The following is a 19,093-nucleotide window of genomic DNA, read 5'->3' as shown; positions in this document are numbered from 1 at the left end:
GGGGGCGTTCTCAATTAGTTTCCCCACCGCGTTGTGGGTAAATAAATTGAGAATGCCCCCTTTGCCTGCGCTATTTCGCCACGGGAGCCTTTCAGCACCCTGTCATTGCATGACACTGATCTCAAGTACGCTTGGATCATGTGGCGAGGGAGCTTGCTCCCGCTGGGGTGCGTAGCGCCCCCTCCATTTTTGTGAGCGCTTCGCACTCAAGCGGGAGCAAGCTCCCTCGCCACGGTAATTCCACTTCAATGATCATTGGTTTTTTCCACGGGTCATCCGTTCAAAGATGTCGTTGGTGCGGCTGACGAAACGCTCCCCATCCCGCAATACGAAAAATACCCCGACGCCATGTTCCTGGGCATAGTCCCAACCTCGTTCAGGACCGAGAATCAGCAACAGCGTCGATAGTCCATCGGCCATCATCGCCGAAGGATGAATCACCGTGACGGACGCCAGGTTGTGTAGGACCGGCGCACCAGTACGCGCATCAAAGGTGTGGGAATAACGCTTGCCGCCCTGCTCGAAGTATTTTCGGTAATCACCTGACGTTGAAATCCCGTAGCCGTTGACCTCGATGACCCGCTCCGCCACTTGCCGGTCGTCCCGTGGTTCTTCCAGAGCGATGCGCCAGGGCGAACCATCCGGCTTGCGCCCGATAGCCTTGAGTTCACCGGTAGCTTCGGCCAGGTAGCTGTCGATGCCCAGGGCCTGAAGCCTGGCGGCGATGCGGTCGACGGCGTAACCGGCCGCGATGCTGTTGAAATCGACTTCCACCGCGGCGTCCTTGCACAGTTGGTCGCGCTCAATGCGCAGATGTCTATGACCTACGCGCTGACGAGTTTCGGCCAGGGCCTCGGCGCTCGGCACCTGTTCTTCCCGGGACTGCGGACCGAACCCCCACAGGTTCAATAAAGGCTCAACCGTCAAATCGAAGGCGCCTGCGCTTTGCGAGGAGAGTTGCTCGCCCGCTCGGATCAGCTCGAGCACTGGCTCCGGCATCACTCGGCAACTATCAGCAGGCATCGTATTGAAACGCTCGATGTCCGAGTCACTGCGATAGGTGGACAACTGTCTATCTACTTCGGCCAGGATCTTTTCCACCTCGCCCTGCACCACTTTCGGACCGGGGGTAGCGACATGCCTGACGTACTGGATGGAATAGCGGCTGCCCATGGTCGGGCCGTCGAAGCGCTCCAAGGTGTCGCCGTTGCCGCAAGCGGATAACACGCCAGCAAGCATCACACCCCCTATCCATCGTCCAGTTAACAAATCTTCATCTCCCGACAAAACCGCGCCAGCCATTATGGGCTACAGACACGCGCAAAAAACCTGTGGGAGCGAGCTTGCTCGCGGCGGCGGGGGCTCATCGACAATGCGCTACCTGACACACCGCTATTACGAGCAAGCTCGCTCCCACAGGGGCTGCAGCGTTTTCATACAAGATTTGCCAAAGTGGGTACTTAACCATGTCTTCCAACACGAGCAACGGCAAGGCGATTTTCCGCGTCGTCAGCGGCAACTTCCTCGAGATGTTCGACTTCATGGTCTACGGCTTCTACGCCACGGCCATCGCCAAGACATTTTTCCCAACAGACAGCGCCTTTGCCTCGCTGATGCTGTCCCTGGCCACGTTCGGCGCGGGATTCCTGATGCGTCCGCTGGGCGCGATTTTCCTCGGCGCCTACATCGACCGCCACGGCCGCCGCAAAGGCCTGATCATCACCCTGGCGATGATGGCCGCCGGCACGGTGCTGATCGCCTGCGTTCCGGGCTACGCCACATTGGGCGTGGCGGCACCGTTACTGGTGTTGCTGGGTCGATTGCTGCAAGGCTTTTCCGCTGGCGTGGAGCTGGGTGGGGTGTCGGTGTACCTGGCGGAAATTTCCACGCCAGGGCGCAAGGGCTTTTTCGTCAGTTGGCAGTCCGCCAGCCAACAGGCCGCGGTGGTGTTCGCCGGTCTGCTGGGGGTCGGTCTCAATCATTGGCTGAGCCCCCAGGAGATGGGCGAATGGGGCTGGCGCGTGCCGTTCCTGGTCGGCTGTCTGATCGTACCGGTCATCTTCGTGATTCGCCGCTCCCTGGAGGAGACGGCTGAATTCCAGGCCAGAAAACACCGCCCTACCCTGTCAGAAATTGTCCGCTCCATCGGTCAGAACTTCGGCATCGTATTGGCAGGCATGGCGTTGGTAGTGATGACCACAGTGTCGTTCTACCTGATCACGGCTTACACACCGACCTTCGGCAAGGCCGAGTTGAACCTTTCGGACCTGGACGCGCTATTAGTCACCGTGTGCATCGGCTTGTCGAACTTCTTCTGGCTGCCCGTGATGGGCGCGTTTTCCGACAGGATCGGGCGTAAACCCCTACTGCTCGGTGCGACGATCCTGGCGATCCTGACCGCGTACCCAGCACTGTCCTGGCTGGTGGCGAACCCCAGTTTCAGCCATCTGCTGATCGTCGAGTTGTGGCTATCGTTCCTGTATGGATCCTACAACGGCGCAATGGTCGTGGCCTTGACGGAAATCATGCCAGTCGAGGTGCGTACCACTGGTTTTTCCCTGGCCTATAGCCTCGCCACCGCGACCTTCGGCGGATTTACCCCAGCGGCCTGCACCTACCTGATCCACGTGCTCGGCAACAAGGCTGCACCGGGAATCTGGCTCAGCGGCGCGGCGGTGTTGGGGTTGATTGCGACCTTGGTGCTGTTCAAGGGTAACCGGCATGAGCTGCGGACCGCCCAAGCTTCTGCCGTTAGTGGCGCCTGACAAATCCCAGGCAAAAAAACGCCCCGACAAGTCGGGGCGTTTTCACAAGCAGTTAACGCTTAGCGCGGGAATGCAGGCGGATTCACATCAGCCATGTCTTCCATCACGCGAACCACCTGGCAGCTGTAACCGAACTCGTTGTCGTACCAGACGTAAAGGACAACACGGTTATCCTGGACGATGGTCGCTTCTGCGTCGACGACACCGGCGTGGCGGGAGCCAACGAAGTCGGTGGACACCACTTCCTGCGAGTTGACGAAGTCGATTTGCTTATGCAGATCGGAGTGCAGCGCCATGTAGCGCAGGTAGTCGTTCATCTCTTCGCGAGTCGCGGCTTTCTCAAGGTTCAGGTTGAGAATGGCCATCGACACGTTCGGCGTCGGCACGCGGATCGCGTTACCGGTCAGCTTGCCGGCCAGCTCAGGCAGGGCCTTGGCTGCAGCAGTGGCGGCACCGGTCTCGGTGATGACCATGTTCAGCGCGGCGCTACGACCACGGCGATCGCCCTTGTGGAAGTTGTCGATCAAGTTCTGGTCGTTGGTGTACGAGTGAACGGTTTCGACGTGACCGTTGATGATGCCGAACTTGTCGTTCACGGCCTTGAGCACCGGCACGATGGCGTTGGTGGTGCAGGACGCGGCGGAGACGATCTTGTCGTCAGCGGTGATTTCGTTGTGGTTGATACCGTGAACGATGTTCTTCAGCTTGCCCTTGCCAGGCGCGGTCAGGACAACGCGGTCGATACCCGGGCACGCCAGGTGCTGGCCCAGGCCATCGGCGTCACGCCATACGCCGGTGTTGTCCACCAGCAGCGCGTCCTTGATGCCGTACTGGGTGTAATCCACCTCGGTCGGGTTCTTCGCGTAGATCACCTGGATCAGGTTGCCGTTGGCGGTGATGGTGTTGTTTTCTTCGTCGATGGTAATGGTGCCATTGAACGAACCGTGGACCGAATCGCGACGCAGCAGGCTGGCGCGCTTGGTCAGGTCGTTCTCGGCGCCTTTGCGCACGACGATGGCACGCAGGCGCAGGCCGTCTCCACCACCGGTTTTCTCGATCAGGATGCGCGCCAGCAGACGACCGATACGGCCAAAGCCGTAGAGCACGACGTCAGTGCCTTTGCGCGGCGTAGCGTTCTGTTGACCAACCACATCGGCCATTTCTTCGCGAACGAACTGCTCGGCGCTACGGCCATTGCCTTCGTTACGGAATTTGAACGCCAACTTGCCCAGGTCCACCGAAGCCGCGCCGAGCTTGAGCTCGCTCATGGCCTTGAGCAGGGGGAATGTTTCGTGGACGGAGAGTTCGCTGTCGTCGGAAGAACGGTGGCGAGCAAAGCGGTGGGCCTTGAGGATCGCGATGACAGACTGGTTGATCAGGCTGCGGCCATAGATCGAGCTCACCACATTGTTATTGCGGTAGAGCTGACCGATGAGAGGGATCATCGCTTCTGCGAGTGCTTCACGATCAATCCATTCACCAAGACACTGGTCGGGCTTCTGAGTCACGGTAACCTTCCACATGTAGGGGCTGAAAAAAGGGGCTACATTATGCCGCCGAGTCCTCTGCGGAGCAATGCGCGCCCGTCGCGCCGTGGTTTTGCGTTCTGACAGAGTAGTCCGCGACTGACAGCCGGGCACTTCCCCCGCTACAATTGTCGACTTTGTCGCAACGCTGGAGCTCAACCTTCCGTGCCCGTTCTGCGTCTTCCGCTTCTCCCTGCCGCGGCAGGTAAACAGCACTGGGGCAACCTGCCCGGTGCCGCCCTGAGCCTGGCTATCGCCGAGGCCGCCAGCGCTGCAAAGCGCTTCACCCTGTTGTTGACCGCCGACAGCCAGAGCGCCGAGCGGCTGGAACAGGAGCTGGGTTTCTTCGCCCCGGATTTGCCAGTGCTGCATTTCCCGGACTGGGAAACCCTGCCCTACGACCTTTTTTCGCCGCACCAGGACATCATTTCCCAGCGTATCGCCAGCCTCTACCGGCTGCCGGAGCTCAGTCATGGCGTTTTGGTAGTGCCGATCACCACAGCCCTACATCGCCTCGCACCGACTCAGTTCCTGCTGGGCAGCAGCCTGGTGCTGGACATCGGCCAGAAGCTTGACGTCGAGCAGATGCGCAGCCGGCTCGAGGCCAGTGGCTATCGCTACGTCGATACCGTTTACGAGCACGGTGAGTTCGCGGTCCGTGGCGCCCTGATCGACCTCTTCCCGATGGGCAGCAAATTGCCCTATCGCATCGACCTGTTCGATGACGAAATCGAGACCCTGCGCACTTTCGATCCGGAAAACCAGCGTTCCATCGACAAGGTCCAATCGATCCGCCTGTTGCCCGCCAAGGAGTTCCCGCTGCAAAAAGACGCGGTCACCCGGTTCAAGGCGCGTTTTCGCGAGCGTTTCGACGTGGACTTCCGCCGTTGCCCGATCTTCCAGGACCTGAGCAGCGGAATCACGCCGGCCGGCATCGAGTATTACTTGCCGCTGTTCTTCGAAGAAACGTCCACGCTGTTCGATTATCTGCCCCAGGACACCCAGGTGTTTTCCCTTCCGGGCATCGAGCAGGCGGCGGAAAACTTCTGGAACGATGTACGTAATCGCTACGAAGAACGTCGTGTCGATCCGTCTCGCCCTTTGTTGCCGCCTGCCGAGCTGTTCTTGCCGGTGGAAGACTGCTTCGCCCGCCTCAAGAGTTGGCCCCGTGTGGTGGCGAGCCAGCAGGACGTGGAAACCGGCGCCGGGCGTGAACGCTTCCCTGCCAAGCCTTTGCCGGACCTGGCAATTGAAGCCAAGGCCACGCAACCGCTGGCGGCCCTGGCCGGTTTCCTCGACGGTTTCCCTGGCCGTGTGCTGTTTACCGCCGAGTCCGCGGGCCGCCGCGAAGTGTTGCTGGAGCTGCTCGAACGCCTGAAGTTGCGTCCGAAGACCGTCGACAGCTGGCCTGACTTTGTCGCGGGCAAGGATCGCCTGGCGATCACCATCGCACCGCTTAACGACGGCTTGATCCTTGACGATCCGGCCTTGGGCCTGGTGGCTGAAAGCCCATTGTTCGGCCAGCGTGTCATGCAGCGTCGTCGTCGCGAAAAACGCGCCGACGCAGCCAACGACGCAGTTATCAAGAACCTCACGGAACTACGTGAAGGCGCGCCGGTGGTGCACATTGACCACGGCGTGGGCCGCTACCTGGGCTTGGCGACCCTGGAGATCGAAAACCAGGCCGCCGAATTCCTGACCCTCGAATACGCCGAGGGCGCGAAACTGTACGTGCCGGTGGCCAACCTGCACCTCATCGCCCGCTACACCGGCAGCGACGACGCCTTGGCCCCGCTCCATCGCCTGGGCTCGGAAACCTGGCAGAAAGCCAAGCGCAAGGCCGCCGAACAGGTGCGCGACGTGGCAGCGGAATTGCTGGATATCTATGCTCGCCGGGCCGCACGCGAGGGTTATGCATTCGCGGACCCGAAAGCCGACTACGAAACCTTCAGCGCCGGCTTCCCCTTCGAAGAAACCGTCGACCAGCAGACCACCATCGAAGCCGTGCGCGCCGACATGCTCGCGCCCAAGCCCATGGACCGGCTGGTGTGTGGCGACGTGGGTTTCGGCAAGACCGAAGTGGCGATGCGTGCTGCGTTCATCGCCGTGCATGGCGGCAAGCAGGTGGCGATCCTGGTGCCGACTACCCTGCTCGCCCAACAGCATTACAACAGTTTCCGCGACCGCTTCGCCGATTGGCCGGTGACCGTGGAAGTGATGAGCCGCTTCAAATCCGCCAAGGAAGTAAACGCCGCCGTGGCCGACCTGGCCGAAGGCAAGATCGACATCGTCATCGGCACGCACAAGCTGCTGCAGGACGATGTGAAGATCAAGAACCTCGGGCTGGTGATCATCGATGAAGAGCACCGTTTTGGCGTACGCCAGAAAGAACAGCTCAAGGCCCTGCGCAGCGAAGTCGACATCCTGACCCTGACCGCCACGCCGATCCCGCGCACATTGAACATGGCCGTTTCAGGCATGCGCGACCTGTCGATCATCGCCACGCCGCCGGCCCGGCGCCTGTCGGTGCGCACATTCGTCATGGAGCAGAACAAGAGCACGGTCAAGGAGGCCTTGCTACGCGAGCTGCTGCGCGGCGGCCAGGTCTATTACCTGCACAACGACGTGAAGACCATCGAGAAGTGCGCCGCCGACCTGGCCGAGTTGGTGCCGGAAGCACGCATCGGCATCGGCCACGGACAAATGCGTGAGCGCGAGCTCGAACAGGTGATGAGCGACTTCTACCACAAACGCTTCAACGTGCTGATCGCCTCGACCATCATCGAGACCGGCATCGACGTGCCAAGCGCCAACACGATTATCATCGAGCGCGCCGACAAATTCGGCCTGGCCCAGTTGCACCAATTGCGTGGCCGGGTCGGACGCAGTCACCACCAGGCCTACGCCTACCTGCTGACACCGCCGCGCCAGCAGATCACCCCGGACGCGGAAAAACGCCTGGAAGCCATTGCCAACACCCAGGACCTGGGCGCCGGCTTCGTACTGGCCACCAATGACCTTGAAATCCGTGGCGCTGGCGAGTTGCTTGGCGATGGCCAGAGCGGGCAGATCCAGGCAGTGGGTTTCACCCTCTACATGGAAATGCTTGAACGGGCGGTCAAGTCGATCCGCAAGGGCGAGCAACCGAACCTCGACCAGCCCCTCGGCGGCGGCCCGGAAATCAACCTGCGGGTGCCAGCGCTGATCCCCGAGGATTACCTGCCGGATGTTCATGCACGCCTGATCCTCTACAAACGCATCGCCTCGGCCACCGACGAGGAAGGCCTGAAGGACCTGCAAGTGGAGATGATCGACCGCTTCGGCCTGCTTCCGGAGCCGACCAAGAACCTGGTACGCACAACGCTGCTCAAGCTCAAGGCCGAGCAATTGGGCATCAAGAAAGTCGACGGCGGCCCCAACGGCGGCCGGATCGAGTTCGAGGCGCAGACCCCGGTTGATCCGCTGGTCCTGATCAAGCTGATCCAGGGCCAGCCCAAACGCTACAAATTCGAAGGCGCCACGATGTTCAAGTTCATGGTGCCCATGGAACGCCCGGAAGAGCGCTTCAATACCGTAGAGGCGCTGTTCGAGCGCCTCAATCCGACCACTGCTTGAAGGACGCCCAATGCGCCTGTTTCGCTCCTTGACGTTGTTGATGACGCTGATCGCTCCCCTGGCGGTTGCCGACGACTTGTACCAGGTTGAAATGATTCTGGTCCGCCAGAATGCCGAGCCGGCCATCATCAGCCGCGCCGCGCCGGAGGACTGGGACGCCGGCGCACAACGCCTGGGCGCGGACAGCCAGCGCACGCCGGCGATGGGCAACATCGTCGAGAAACTCAACGCCAGCGGTCAATACACCGTGCTGATGCACAAGGCCTGGCAACAGAACCTGGGCGAACAGGGCAGCAAGATTGCCGTCAGTGATGGCGCCGAGCAGTTCGGCCAGTTTCCCATCGAGGGCACCCTGGAACTGAAACTGGGCCGTTTCACTGACGTAGACGCCGACTTCTGGATCAACCAGATCGACGCCAATGGGCTGGTCACGGCCAGCGAGCGCTTGAAACAACAGAGCCATACCAAGAACGGCCAGCTGAACTTCCTCGATAACGGCCACCTTGGCTTGTTGATCAAGATCACCTCGTTGACTGCGCCTGCGCCTCGGCAGGCACCTGACGTCATTCCAGACTGATCGGCGCGCCCATGCCCTCGCCCCTGAGCAAACCGCTGGCACCTTCCTGGGTCAATCGATTCAAGGAACAAAGCCTGGAGCGTGGGCGCCGATACGCGCTGGAAAACCGCGTGAGGGTCGTCGAGGCCGGCGACAGCACCATCATCGCCAGCTGCGAAGGCTCGGGCGGCAGCGTCTACCGTCAGACCATTCGCCTCAAGGAGTCAGCCAAAGGCACATTGATCCTGCTAGACGCCGCGTGCTCCTGCCCGGTGCGCATCAATTGCAAGCATTGCGCAGCGGTGCTGCTGCAAGTTCAGGAAACCCTGGCCTACCCGGCCGCCGAAAAAGACGCGCAATTGCTGGAAAAGCTCCAGGCAGTGCTGGACAACCGCAGCCCCAAGGCCCCGCCGCAAGTCCTGGTGGAAAACGTGCAGCCGGTGCCACGGCTTTGGCTGGCAAGTGTCGAGTTCAGCGCCTTCGAGCCGCGCAACGGCAAGATGCAGCGTTATATCCAGCACCGCGCCGCCTTGTCCTTCAGTTATCTGGACGAGTACGTCAGCGGCCAGCGCAACACCGACGTACTGATTCGCCAGGAAACCCAGACGCTGCGGATAAAACGCCAGATCGAAGTGGAACAGTCCTACCGCGAGCAGTTGCGAATTCTTGGATTCAAGGTTGCGACCCGACAAAGCAAGGCTCTACCGGAGAGCGCTGGCGAACTGTACGAAATGGTCAACGACAGCGCCTGGCTGACCTTTACCCTCAATGACCTGCCAAAGCTGCGCACCCAGGGTTGGGAATTGCAGATTGATGAAGACTTCGGCTTCGACCTGACGGCGGTGGATGAGTGGTACGCCACGGTCGATGAGACTCCGGAGCGTGACTGGTTCGACCTGGAGCTGGGCATCATCGTCAACGGCGAGCGACTGAGCCTGCTGCCTATCCTGTTGAACCTGATGCGCTCGCATATCGAGCTATTCAACCCGGAACGACTGGCCAGGCGCCGCGATGACGAACTTATCCTGGTTAACTTGCCGCACCGGCCCAACTCGGAATTCGGCCCTCAGCAAGTTGCCCTGCCGTACGGGCGGTTGAAGCCCGTGCTGGCGACCCTCGGCGAGTTCTACCTGCAAGAGCCCGGCACCACCAAACTGCGCCTCAACAGCGCCGATGCCCTGCGCCTGAACCCATTGCAGGACATGCCGCTGCGCTGGGAAGGTGGCGAGCACATACGCAGCCTGGCCCAACGCCTGCGGGACATCAAGGACTACACCGCCACCGCCCCGCAGGGCTTGAACGCCACGCTGCGACCCTACCAGCTCGAAGGTTTGAGCTGGATGCAATCGCTACGACAGCTGGAAGTAGGCGGGATTCTCGCGGACGACATGGGACTGGGCAAAACCCTACAGACCCTGGCGCACATTCTCAGCGAAAAAAACGCTGGGCGCCTGGACCGACCGTGCATGGTGGTGATGCCGACGAGCCTGATTCCCAACTGGCTCGACGAAGCCTCGCATTTCACTCCGCAGCTCAAAGTACTGGCGCTGTACGGTGCCGGGCGCAAGAAACACTTCGAGCGCCTGGCCGATTACGACTTGATCCTGACCACCTATGCGCTGCTTCCCAAGGATGTCGAACGCCTCAAGGCGCAGCCGCTGCATGTACTGATCCTGGATGAAGCCCAGTACATCAAGAACCCCACCAGCAAAGCCGCCCAAGCCGCCCGGGAACTCGATGCCAGGCAACGGTTGTGCCTGTCCGGTACACCACTGGAAAACCACCTTGGTGAACTCTGGTCGCTGTTTCACTTCCTGCTGCCGGGCTGGCTTGGCGACGTCAAAAGCTTCAATCGCGACTACCGCGTACCGATCGAAAAGCGCGGCAGCGACGTACGATTGCAACACCTGAACGGTCGGATAAAACCATTCTTGCTGCGCCGTACCAAAGAGCAAGTGGCGACGGAGCTGCCACCCAAGACCGAAATCATCCATTGGGTGGAACTCAGCGACGCCCAGCGGGATGTCTACGAGACGATGCGCCTGGCGATGGACAAGAAGGTGCGCGACGAGATCACCCGCAAAGGCGTGGCGCGCAGCCAGATCATCATCCTGGAAGCGCTGCTCAAGCTGCGCCAGGTGTGCTGCGATTTGCGCCTGATCAGTGATGCCACCCTGCCCACCCGCGGCAGCACCTCGGGCAAGCTCGACAGCCTGATGGAAATGCTTGAGGAATTGTTCGAAGAAGGTCGGCGGGTGCTGCTGTTTTCACAGTTCACCTCCATGTTGGCGCTGATTGAAGATGAACTGAAAAAACGCGGCGTGGATTACGCCATCCTCACCGGCCAGACCCGAGACCGACGCACGCCAGTGAAGGAATTCCAAAGCGGCAAGCGTCAAATCTTTCTGATCAGCCTGAAGGCCGGCGGCGTGGGCCTGAACCTGACAGAAGCGGACACGGTGATTCACTACGATCCTTGGTGGAACCCCGCCACCGAAAACCAGGCAACCGACCGCGCCTATCGCATTGGCCAGGAAAAACCGGTGTTCGTGTACAAACTGATTGCCCGCGGCACGGTGGAAGAAAAGATCCAGCTGCTGCAAAAAGAAAAGTCCGACCTGGCGGCCGGCGTGCTAGATGGGCGTGTGGCTGGGGATTGGAAACTGCAGAATGAAGACATCGAGGCGCTATTTGCGCCGCTGCCGGACAAGCTGGAGAAGCGCTGAAACTCCTGATTGTGGGAGCGAGCAGGCTCGCTCCCACAAGATCATTCTCCAATAAACCGGACTTTCTAGCCCGCCATCAACACCCGCGCCAGGGTCGACTTCACTTTACCCATTCCGTCATGCAGGGCCTGCTCGATCTCCGCCATGGTAATCACCGCAGTGGATTTGCCCGCCGCCGGGTTCACCACCAGCGCCAGGCAGGCGTAGTCCAGTTCCAGCTCACGGGCCAGCGCCGCCTCCGGCATGCCCGTCATACCGACGATATCGCAGCCATCGCGCCCCAGGCGTGCGATTTCGGCCACGGTTTCCAGGCGCGGCCCCTGCGTGCAGGCATAGACACCGTGACTGCTATAGCCGCAGCCTTCGGCAGCCAGGGCCGCAATCAATTGCTGGCGCAGCGATTCCGTGTAGGGGTAGCTGAAATCAATGTGGGTCACCGCCTCCAGGTCATCGGCGAAATACGTATGCTGGCGACCGCTGGTGTAATCGATCAGCTGGTGGGGCACGCAAAAATGACCGGTACCCATCGCGGCGTGGATCCCGCCGACGGCGTTGACCGCCAGGACCGCCTCGGCGCCCGCCTGCTTCAGCGCCCAGAGATTGGCGCGATAGTTGACCTGATGCGGCGGGAAACGGTGGGGATGGCCATGGCGTGCCAGAAACAACACCTCACGCCCGGCGTATTCGCCGATCTGCACCTCGGCTGATGGCGCGCCGTAGGGCGTCTCCACCGCCAGGGATTGGCCAATGGTCAGGCCTTCCAGCTGGGTCAGGCCGGTGCCGCCGATAATTGCGTAAACAGTCATCGAAACATCCTTAATCAATCAGTTGAGCGGCTTTCAACGCGCCGATCGCTGTCAACCAGCGCGGATCCTGACGGTACTCGGTACTGGCGAAGGCCTGGCCACGCATACGGGCAATCCGCGCCGACGGCGTGACCTTCAGGCGCTGGGCAGCGCTCAAGGCGAGCTCGGCGGCCGCGCGGTCGTTGCAGACCAGCCCCATGTCGCAGCCCGCGGTCAAGGCAGCCTCGATCCGACTGGCGGCATCGCCGACCACGTGGGCGCCGGCCATCGAAAGATCATCGCTGAAGATCACTCCATCAAACTGCAACTCGCCGCGCAGGACGTCTTGCAGCCAACGACGGGAGAACCCTGCCGGGCTGGCATCCACCTGGGGATAAATGACATGGGCGGGCATGACGGCCGCCAGCTTCTTGCTCAGCTTGGTAAACGGTACCAGGTCGCAGGCTCGGATCTGTTCGAGACTGCGTTCGTCAGTAGGAATGGCGACATGGGAGTCTGCCTCGGCCCAGCCATGCCCCGGAAAATGCTTGCCTGTGGCCGCCATTCCCGCGGCGTTCATGCCACGGATAAACGCACCTGCCAGCAGTGTGGCGCGCTCGGGGTCGCCTTCGAAGGCACGACTTCCTACCACCGCGCTGCGTTGGTAATCGAGGTCCAGCACGGGGGCGAAGCTCAAATCGAGGCCGACCGCCAGCACTTCGGTGGCCATGATCCAGCCGCACTGCTCGGCCAAGTACTCGGCGTTCGGGTTATCGGCTATGGCCCGCATCGCCGGCAGACGCACGAAGCCTTGGCGCAGGCGTTGCACCCGGCCGCCCTCCTGGTCGACAGCCAACAACAGATCGGGGCGAATGGCCCGGATCGAGGCGCTCAGCTCGCGCACCTGGCGGGGATGCTCGATATTGCGGGCAAAAATGATCAATCCACCCACTTCGGGCTGACGCAACAGATGGCGATCTTCAGCCGTCAGCCAGGTTCCGGCGACGTCCACCATCAACGAGCCTTGAAGGGCACCAGTCATAACAGTTCCTTTTAATAACGAGGGACGCGCGCGATGCTGCATCCGCCCCGGCACCGCCAGGCTGAAGGGCCGGCAGACCGCGCGGGCGAAGAATATTGAGACGAATTCAAAAGGAGAATCGGCATGGGCGGCTAGCTTAGCGGATGTAGCCATCCGCGCCCACCCGTGTGCCTATGCCTTGGCGAGCGCCGGCGTCGATTTGCTGCGCGGACGCAGCTGCGCGGCCGCCATTGCTTCATCGGTGACGCCGCTTTCGGCGCGCATGCCCGCTGCCAGGAACGGCACCATCAGGCGCATCACCTGCTCGATCGACGTATTCACGCCGAAGTCGGTCTCGGCGATAGCCCGCAGCGCCTTGATGCCCGACATGCTGAATGCCGCGGCACCAAGCATGAAATGCACGCGCCAGAACAATTCGATAGGTGGTATGCGCGGCGCGGCTTCGTTGACCAGCAGCATGTAGCGACGGAACACCTTGCCGTACATGTCTTCGAGATAGCGCCGCAAGTGCCCTTGGCTCTGGCTGAATGCCAGGCCCAGCAGACGCATGAATATGGAGAGGTCGTTACCGCTGCGTGGCTGGACCACGAGGGCTTGTTCGACCAGGATCTCGAGCAGCTCTTCCAGAGTGGGCTTGACGTCAGGCTTGGCCTGGCGACGCTCCAGCTCGCGATCGAGGCTGATACAGAACGGCCCGAGGAAGCGCGAAAATACCGCTTGGATCAGGGCTTTTTTCGAGCCGAAGTGGTAGTTCACCGCCGCCAGGTTCACCCCGGCCTTGCTGGTAATCAGACGCAAAGAGGTTTCGGCGAAACCTTTTTCCGCGAACAATTGCTCGGCAGCATCGAGAATGCGTTCAACGGTTTCCGACTGGGCCATGGCTACTCCGCCTGACAAACACTTGTTTGAAACATACGTTTCAGCCTGGGGCTTGTCAAGCCTGCCGGGGCATTTTGCGAACGTCCGGTCAGGTATTTAACCACACCTTTGGCGAGCTGTAGCACAGTCCCTGCCAGCGGTTCCATCTACCGTCTGGCAGCCTGGCGAAAAAGGAGGATTGCCAACTGACTCGTACTGTATATAATCCCAGTCACTGTATAAAAAGACAGAGCGATCGATATGCTAAAGCTGACGCCACGCCAAGCAGAGATTCTGGCCTTCATCAAACGCTGCCTAGAAGACAACGGCTATCCGCCGACCCGTGCGGAAATCGCTCAGGAACTGGGTTTCAAATCCCCCAACGCGGCTGAAGAGCACCTCAAGGCGCTGGCCCGCAAGGGTGCAATAGAAATGACGCCCGGAGCATCCCGGGGGATTCGCATCCCCGGCTTCGAAGCCAAGGCCGACGACACCACCCTGCCTATCATCGGGCGCGTGGCCGCCGGCGCGCCTATCCTCGCCCAGCAGCACGTCGAGGAGTCTTGCAACATCAATCCTTCGTTCTTTCACCCGAGGGCCGATTATCTTCTGCGCGTGCACGGTATGAGCATGAAGGACATTGGTATCTTCGATGGCGATCTCCTGGCTGTCCACACCACCCGTGAAGCCCGTAACGGCCAGGTCGTGGTCGCGCGGATCGGCGATGAAGTCACCGTCAAGCGCTTCAAGCGCGAGGGCAGCAAGGTCTGGTTGATCGCCGAGAACCCGGAATTCGCCCCCATCGAAGTGGACCTGAAAGACCAGGACCTGGTTATCGAAGGCTTGAGCGTTGGCGTCATTCGCCGCTAAAGGAGGCTTTATGCAATTTCCTCATACAACACAGCACACACAACTTCCGCTGTTCGAGGCATTCATGGCCCAACCGCTGGCTCCAGTCCTGAACGAGGTCATCGAGTCGCCCTGGAGCGTCGAACCCGAAGCCTTCAGCGAGCTGTCGTTGCGTGGTGCGGCGGGAAATTGCCTGAACCTGCTAGCGCCGATCCTGAGAGAACTGAGCCAGGACCAGGACGCTCGCTGGCTTACGCTGATCGCACCACCGGCCAGCGTAACGCAGGCCTGGTTGCGAGACGCTGGTCTCAATCGCGAGCGAATCCTGCTATTGCAGCCGCGCGGCAGCCAGAGCGCCCAGCAGTTGACCTGCGAAGCGTTGCGCCTGGGGCGCAGTCATACGGTGGTTAGCTGGCTCAATCCCTTGACCGCGACCGCGCGTCAGCAATTGATCAGCGCCGCGCGCACCGGCGATGCACAAAGCCTGAATATTCGATTGGGATAAACGCAGGGCTTCTCCAGGACAGAGAAGCCAGACCAGTCACATTACTTCAAAAGCCGACAAACGGGGATCAATGTAGAACCCGCGGCCCCTCTTCCTTGTTGAATTCGCCTTCAACCAGGCGACCTGCCATCTGGACACCCACGCTGAGCATCGCCTTGGCGACCTCGACATGTTGGCCCTGAAGAAACACCTTGGCATCCTCGGAGAAGTTCAGGGTAACCAGCGAACCCTCGTCTTCAGCCCGGCGCAGCTCAATGCGACCATCAGGAAGTTCGACAATTTCTAGAAAGGACGTAGGCATAAAAGTCTGTTCTCCACGAAAGGCGGGGATTATATAGTCATCGGCCAGGCTTCGCTCAGGATCTTGACCAAGCGTTACCGACGGCCATCACGTCAGCATTCGTTCAAGCCGTCACGGAACCGAATCGCCAGGCTTTTGAGATTCTGACGCCAGCTCTCCAACTCTTCCCGACTCAGCTCTGGCTCTGGTTCCTGCTCGTCAAGATTGACCGCGACAATCAACGGCTGGGTAACATCACCCTTCGGTTTACGCGGGGCCCGTGGCGGCTGGAATAACGCGGCATGAGCCTCCAGCAACTTGGCCAGCCAGGTCTCGCGGTTCTGCGCCAACTCGACCATTTCCGCCAGCTCGGGAATCGCAAGGCTGTCCAGTACTTCTGGCATCAGCATCAGTTCGGCCCGTGACGCATTCGCCTGGGGCAAGCGATAGAACCCGGCAATTTCGTGGCAAAGACCCAGCAAGGCGCCGTACAAATGAAACAGCACGGATTCACGCCCAGCCTGGACCAGCGCGGGAGCATTCATGGCGCGCCCATCCTCTGCCCTGGCAAGCGCTTCGAGCGACAGGCCGGCAAAATAAATCTTCTGATTGGTACGGGTGTAGAGTTCGTGGGCCATGGCGGCATTCTCCCCAACGAAATAAAAGCGTCACGCAGGTGCGACAGTGTCGTGGATCAACCGAAGCTACTGCAAGCCAAAAACTGAAAGGCCGCATGAAAACCCAAGGGTTGTCATGCGGCCTTTTGCTTACGCGGCGTTTAGAACAACGACTGAATCGCCCAGCGGGAGCAAGCTCCCTCGCCACGAGGATCGCGCAGATTCAAATCCTTTCGCCATCAATCAGCGCTTGTCTTCAACGGTCCACTTGCCACCGTCGTAGAACGCTTTCCAACCGGTAGGCTTGCCGTCAACCTCGGTCTGCACGTATTGCTCCTTGGTCTTGCGGCTGTAGCGGATCACCGCTGGGCGGCCATCCGGATCCTTCTGCGGCGCGTCGCAGAGGAAATGATACTTTGGATCGATCTCATCCTTGTGCGGCAAGATCTCGATCACCAGCGGCGCCCGAGTCTCGCGATTTTTCGGAAACTGGCTGGCTGCCAGGAACAGGCCGGATGCACCATCACGAAGGATGTAGCTGTCGTTTACCTTCTCGCACTTGAGCTCGGGCATCTTCACCGGATCCATCTTCGGCGGCGCCGCGTCACCGCTCTTGAGCAGCTTGCGGGTGTTCTTGCAGGTCGGATTGGTGCAACCGAAGAACTTGCCGAAACGGCCGGTTTTCAGCTGCATTTCGCTGCCACACTTGTCGCATTCCAGGCTCGGACCTTCGTAGCCCTTGATGCGATAGGTGCCCTCTTCGATCTCGTAGCCGGCACAATCAGGATTGTTACCGCAGATGTGCAGCTTGCGCTTTTCATCCAGCAGGTAAGCATCCATCGCTGTGCTGCAGATAGGGCAACGGTGTTTGCCGCGCAGCACCAGGGACTCCGACTCACCTTCGTCGTCCGCGGCGATTTCGTCGCCTGGCACCAGGTTGACCGTCGCCTTGCAGCGCTCCTTCGGCGGCAGGCTGTAGCCCGAGCAACCCAGGAATACACCGGTCGACGCGGTACGGATCTGCATCGGACGCCCGCAGGTCTGGCATGGAATATCGGTCATGACCGGCTGGTTCGCCCGCATGCCGCTTTCCGGACTTTCGGCCACTTCCAGTTTTTTCTTGAAGTCGCCGTAGAACTCGTCGAGTACGTTCTTCCAGTCCCGCTCACCCTGGGCCACGTCGTCCAGGTTCTCTTCCATGCCGGCGGTGAAGCCGTAGTCCATCAGGTTCGAGAAACTCTCGGACAAGCGCTCGGTGACGATGTCCCCCATCTTTTCCGAATAGAAGCGACGGTTGTGCAGCGTCACGTAGCCGCGATCCTGGATGGTGGAAATGATCGCCGCATAGGTCGAAGGACGACCGATGCCACGTTTTTCCATTTCCTTGACCAGGCTGGCCTCGGAATACCGTGCCGGCGGCTTGGTGAAGTGCTGGGTCGGATCCAGCTTGATCAGCTTCATCACGTCGCCCTGGGCCATGTCCGGCAGGACGTCGTCGTCCCCCGGCTTGGTGATCTGCGGCATGACGCGGGTATAGCCGTCGAACTTCAGGATACGACCCTTGGCGCGCAGCTCGAAATCGCCAGCACCGACGCTGACCGTGGTCGACAGGTATTGCGCAGGTAGCATCTGGCATGCCAGGAACTGGCGCCAGATCAGCTCGTAGAGACGCTCGGCGTCGCGTTCCATGCCCGACAGCTTGCTTGGCTCGGTATTGGCGTCGGAAGGACGAATCGCTTCGTGAGCCTCCTGGGCGCCTTCCTTGCTGCTGTACACGTTCGGCGTATCCGGCAGGTACTTCTTGCCAAACTCGCTTTCTATATAAGTACGCGCCATCGCCACGGCATCGGCCGAGAGATTGGTCGAGTCGGTACGCATGTACGTGATGTAGCCCGCTTCGTACAGACGCTGGGCCATCATCATGGTCTTCTTCACACCGAAGCCCAGGCGGTTGCTCGCCGCCTGCTGCAAGGTGGACGTAATGAAGGGCGCCGACGGCTTGCTGCTGGTGGGCTTGTCTTCGCGCTTGACGATGCTGTAGCTGGAAGCCTTGAGCTTCTCCAGCGCTGCCATGGCCTGGGCTTCATTGAGCGGCTTGAAGGCTTCGCCTTTCTCGCGAGCCACTTCGAAACGCACGGTAGCGCCCTTGGCGGTACCGAGATCAGCATGGACTTCCCAATATTCTTCGGGATTGAACGCACGGATTTCCCGCTCGCGCTCCACCACCAGCTTTACCGCCACCGACTGCACACGACCGGCCGACAGGCCACGGGCGATCTTGGCCCACAACAATGGCGAGACCATGTAGCCCACGACGCGGTCAAGGAAGCGACGCGCCTGTTGGGCATTGACCCGGTCGATGTCCAGCTCGCCCGGCTGGGAGAAGGCTTCCTGGATAGCCTTCTTGGTGATCTCGTTGAACACCACGCGCTTGTAGCGGCTGTCATCCCCACCGATGGCTTCGCGCAGGTGCCAGGCGATGGCTTCCCCTTCGCGGTCCAAGTCCGTCGCGAGATAAATGGTGTCGGCGTCCTTGGCGAGCCGACGCAGTTCTTCGATGACCTTTTCCTTGCCCGGAAGGATCTCGTACTTGGCTTTCCAGCCGTGCTCCGGATCGACTCCCATGCGTGAGACCAGCTGCTTGCGCGCCTTGTCTTTCGGCGACAGCGCCGGCGCTTCACCAGCGGCCGCCTTGCCGCGCTTGGCGGCTGGCTCCTTGCTGGCGCTAGCCGAACCGCTGGTGGGCAGGTCTCGGATATGGCCGATACTCGACTTCACCACGTATTGGTTGCCCAGATACTTGTTGATGGTCTTGGCCTTAGCCGGGGATTCCACAATGACCAGCGATTTGCCCATGGATCAGAAAATTCCTGAATTCTAAAAAGTGAAAGGCGGTTGGCGCCTGACGCGGCACCGCTATATATAGTGGCTGCAAGGTGAGGTCAAGGGCGGGGTCGCTCTCACACTGG

General features: G+C 60.5%; 14 protein-coding genes. 6 read left to right on the top strand and 8 right to left on the bottom strand.

What is annotated here, in order from left to right; all coding sequences use genetic code 11:
• Positions 1-252: 252 nt before the first annotated feature.
• Positions 253-1,239: an FAD:protein FMN transferase gene (locus DOCECA_RS05755; RefSeq protein ID WP_434702043.1), complete on the bottom strand. Its 987-nt coding sequence runs from the start codon at positions 1,237-1,239 to the stop codon at positions 253-255.
• Positions 1,240-1,466: 227 nt separating this feature from the next.
• Between DOCECA_RS05755 and DOCECA_RS05750 the strand changes: the two genes are divergently transcribed.
• Complete coding sequence (locus tag DOCECA_RS05750) at positions 1,467-2,765, top strand: MFS transporter (RefSeq protein ID WP_434650532.1); 1,299 nt, start codon at positions 1,467-1,469, stop codon at positions 2,763-2,765.
• A 59-nt stretch (positions 2,766-2,824) separates the two neighbouring features.
• Here the strand turns inward: DOCECA_RS05750 and DOCECA_RS05745 are convergent, their stop codons facing one another.
• Positions 2,825-4,288, bottom strand: a complete 1,464-nt coding sequence (locus DOCECA_RS05745; protein ID WP_445571586.1) for a glyceraldehyde-3-phosphate dehydrogenase — start codon at positions 4,286-4,288, stop codon at positions 2,825-2,827.
• Positions 4,289-4,456: 168 nt separating this feature from the next.
• On the opposite strand from DOCECA_RS05745, the gene mfd reads away from it, so the two are divergent.
• Genes mfd through DOCECA_RS05730 form a run of 3 tightly spaced genes read left to right on the top strand, consistent with a single transcriptional unit; the run spans position 4,457 to position 11,188 of the window.
• A complete protein-coding gene (gene mfd, locus DOCECA_RS05740) occupies positions 4,457-7,906 on the top strand; it encodes a transcription-repair coupling factor (RefSeq protein WP_445571585.1) in 3,450 nt (1,149 codons plus the stop codon).
• A gap of 10 nt (positions 7,907-7,916) precedes the next feature.
• Positions 7,917-8,483 (top strand): CsiV family protein, encoded by a 567-nt coding sequence (locus DOCECA_RS05735; protein ID WP_420764675.1) that lies wholly within the window; start codon positions 7,917-7,919, stop codon positions 8,481-8,483.
• 11 nt (positions 8,484-8,494) lie between these two features.
• Positions 8,495-11,188, top strand: coding sequence for a DEAD/DEAH box helicase (locus DOCECA_RS05730; RefSeq protein WP_434610580.1), 2,694 nt, complete (start codon positions 8,495-8,497; stop codon positions 11,186-11,188).
• A 65-nt stretch (positions 11,189-11,253) separates the two neighbouring features.
• On the opposite strand, the gene DOCECA_RS05725 is transcribed toward DOCECA_RS05730, so the two are convergent.
• The 3 genes from DOCECA_RS05725 to DOCECA_RS05715 all read right to left on the bottom strand — a co-directional run bounded on the left by DOCECA_RS05725 (position 11,254) and on the right by DOCECA_RS05715 (position 13,894).
• Positions 11,254-11,994 carry an S-methyl-5'-thioinosine phosphorylase gene (locus DOCECA_RS05725; protein WP_445571584.1) on the bottom strand — a complete coding sequence of 247 codons (741 nt, stop codon included), beginning with the start codon at positions 11,992-11,994 and terminating at the stop codon, positions 11,254-11,256.
• Between the two features lie 10 nt (positions 11,995-12,004).
• Positions 12,005-13,015, bottom strand: coding sequence for a beta-N-acetylhexosaminidase (nagZ, locus tag DOCECA_RS05720; protein WP_434650528.1), 1,011 nt, complete (start codon positions 13,013-13,015; stop codon positions 12,005-12,007).
• A 171-nt stretch (positions 13,016-13,186) separates the two neighbouring features.
• Entirely contained in the window at positions 13,187-13,894 is a 708-nt protein-coding gene (locus DOCECA_RS05715) for a TetR/AcrR family transcriptional regulator (protein ID WP_420764679.1), read from the bottom strand.
• Between the two features lie 240 nt (positions 13,895-14,134).
• On the opposite strand from DOCECA_RS05715, the gene lexA reads away from it, so the two are divergent.
• Both lexA and sulA read left to right on the top strand, forming a co-directional pair.
• Positions 14,135-14,743, top strand: coding sequence for a transcriptional repressor LexA (gene lexA / locus DOCECA_RS05710; protein WP_420764680.1), 609 nt, complete (start codon positions 14,135-14,137; stop codon positions 14,741-14,743).
• 10 nt (positions 14,744-14,753) lie between these two features.
• Positions 14,754-15,227 carry an SOS-induced cell division inhibitor SulA gene (gene sulA / locus DOCECA_RS05705; protein WP_445571583.1) on the top strand — a complete coding sequence of 158 codons (474 nt, stop codon included), beginning with the start codon at positions 14,754-14,756 and terminating at the stop codon, positions 15,225-15,227.
• A 67-nt stretch (positions 15,228-15,294) separates the two neighbouring features.
• Here the strand turns inward: sulA and DOCECA_RS05700 are convergent, their stop codons facing one another.
• The 3 genes from DOCECA_RS05700 to topA form a co-directional block, all read right to left on the bottom strand.
• Positions 15,295-15,528, bottom strand: coding sequence for a hypothetical protein (locus DOCECA_RS05700; protein WP_003183419.1), 234 nt, complete (start codon positions 15,526-15,528; stop codon positions 15,295-15,297).
• Positions 15,529-15,620: 92 nt separating this feature from the next.
• Entirely contained in the window at positions 15,621-16,145 is a 525-nt protein-coding gene (locus DOCECA_RS05695) for a DUF6586 family protein (RefSeq protein ID WP_434563276.1), read from the bottom strand.
• Between the two features lie 222 nt (positions 16,146-16,367).
• Positions 16,368-18,980: a type I DNA topoisomerase gene (gene topA, locus DOCECA_RS05690; RefSeq protein ID WP_445571582.1), complete on the bottom strand. Its 2,613-nt coding sequence runs from the start codon at positions 18,978-18,980 to the stop codon at positions 16,368-16,370.
• Between the last annotated feature and the right edge of the window lie 113 nt (positions 18,981-19,093).

The sequence above is a fragment of the Pseudomonas sp. E102 genome, assembly GCF_052660185.1.
This window is presented reverse-complemented; position numbering and strand designations above follow the sequence as displayed.